1 protein-coding gene and 1 pseudogene are annotated in these 2,241 nt (G+C 29.0%); one reads left to right on the top strand and one right to left on the bottom strand.

All coding sequences use genetic code 11. The annotated features are described in order from the left end of the window. A partial coding sequence (locus JJE11_RS17565) for a PRC-barrel domain-containing protein (RefSeq protein WP_291637968.1) occupies window positions 1-237 on the bottom strand: 237 nt, incomplete at its 3' end. A 554-nt stretch (window positions 238-791) separates the two neighbouring features. Between JJE11_RS17565 and JJE11_RS17560 the strand changes: the two are divergent. After that, window positions 792-2,147 (top strand): annotated as a pseudogene (locus tag JJE11_RS17560) (YgiQ family radical SAM protein); the annotation flags it as partial. Window positions 2,148-2,241 lie beyond the last annotated feature (94 nt).

Here is a 2,241-nt window from a genome sequence, read left to right as displayed (position 1 = left end):
ATCTTTAACTCCTCTTACTCTCACAGTGATTTTTTTATCTTCTTTACATATTTCAATGTTTCTAAATTCATAATTAAAGATTTCTCTTCCTTTTTTAATCTTATATCCTATAACTCTTGGATAACCCTGCTCAGTAGTAACATAAATATCAAACAACTTCCCAATATTATCCTCAAACTCATCATACACGTTTTGATTTAGTACTTTACTTAAAAAAAACTCAGAAATTCTTTCCATAGATATCCCTCCTATATTGCAGAGAAACATCAAAGTATAATTCACAACCCATTGATTTCTAATCACTTTTTAAGCTATGTTAACCTCTAATATAAGAAATTCTCTGCATATAATATTTAATTTTAAAATTAATTTTGACCTTCTAATTCGAGGGCCATTTTCCATCTGTTTTCACCACCTATATTTTTTTCACTTATATATTAGTTGATTTTTATGTTTCAATTTAAATATAAAAAAATATTCGTTCTATATAAGTATATTATAAATACTTCAAATTGCAACTAAAAAAGAGTGATTCAATTATATTTATCCATTATGCCCTTTTAAATAGACATAGTAAGATATCTTTCATTATTTCTCGTTATTACTTCAAAATGCTTATATTTCTCTTAAAATTCGACAATATATAATAATTCTTTAATATTTATAAACTTTAATAGTTCATATTTTATAATAGTTATGTTAATATTATTAAGTAAAGTTAATACAGTACAATGAACTTTAAATTGAAAGTAATTTTCAATTTTCAACTAATCTCCTAGGAGGATTATATGATAGTAAACAAACAATTTTTACCTATTAGCATGAATGATTTAAATGACAGAAATATATCTCAATTAGATTTTATAATAATTACAGGGGATGCATACATTGATCATCCGTCCTTTGGAACTGCTATAATTGGAAGAACCTTAGAACGTGAAGGCTTTAATGTAGGTATTATAGCCCAGCCTAATTGGGAAAGCGTTGATGATTTTAGAAAACTTGGAAAGCCTAAATATGGATTTCTTATAAATTCTGGCAATATAGATTCTATGGTTAATCACTATACTGCAGCAAAGAAAAAGAGACATACTGATCTTTATTCACCAGGTGGTGAATCAGGTCACCGGCCTGATAGAGCTTTAATTGTATATTGTAATAGAGCTCGCGAAGCTTTTAAAAATGTCCCAGTTATAATTGGTGGTATAGAAGCAAGTCTTAGGCGATTTGCTCATTATGATTATTGGGACAATAAGGTAAGGCGTAGTTTATTAATTGATGCTAAAGCGGATTTATTAATTTATGGTATGGGAGAAAAAACTGTAGTTGAAATGGCTAATCTTTTCAAGTATGGTATGTCCATAGATAAAATGACTACTCTTCGTGGGACGGTCTATGCTTCAAAAGATATTAGTGAACTTAAAGATTTTATAGAGGTACCATCATTCGAATCTGTAAACACCGATAAAAATGCATATGCAGAAAGTTATAAATTACAATCTTTAGAGCAAGATGATATAAGAGGAAAAACAGTAGTACAAAAACATAATGATAGATACGTAGTACAAAACCCTCCTCAAACTTCACTAACTCAAAATGAAATGGATATAACTTATGATTTACCTTACACTAGAACTTATCATCCTATTTATGAAGCTAAAGGTGGTATCCCTGCAATAAGAGAAGTTGAGTTTTCAATAACCAGTCATAGAGGTTGTTTTGGCAGCTGTTCATTTTGTGCATTAACCTTTCACCAAGGTAGGGTTATTCAAAATAGAAGCCAAAAATCTATAATAGACGAGGCAAAGCTTTTAACTACCTTAAAGAATTTCAAAGGATATATTCATGATATTGGCGGTCCTACAGCAAATTTTAGACATAGAGCTTGCAAGCTTCAAGAAAAAGTAGGTGTATGCAAAGATAGACAGTGCATGCATCCAACTCCTTGTAAAAATCTTATTATTGACCACTCTGAATATTTGGATTTATTAAGAAAAGTTAGAGTTCTGCCAAATATTAAAAAAGTTTTTATTCGTTCCGGAATAAGATACGATTATTTGATTTTTGATAAAGATACAACATTTTTCGAGGAATTATGTGAATATGTAGATTGCAATATAAAATGTCCGGAAATTTCAATAAAAATATAATGTTAAGCTGTAATGGTTTTCTGTTCCATCATATTAGCAGATAAACCGTTAAAAATCCTTCTTGGATAATTGTTTATCCAGTGTTGTATTT

This window comes from Clostridium sp. (assembly GCF_016650095.1).
Lineage (GTDB): Bacteria > Bacillota > Clostridia > Clostridiales > Clostridiaceae > Clostridium_AD.
The sequence above is the reverse complement of the archived record's forward strand: the minus strand, read 5'-3'. Positions and strand labels throughout refer to the sequence as shown.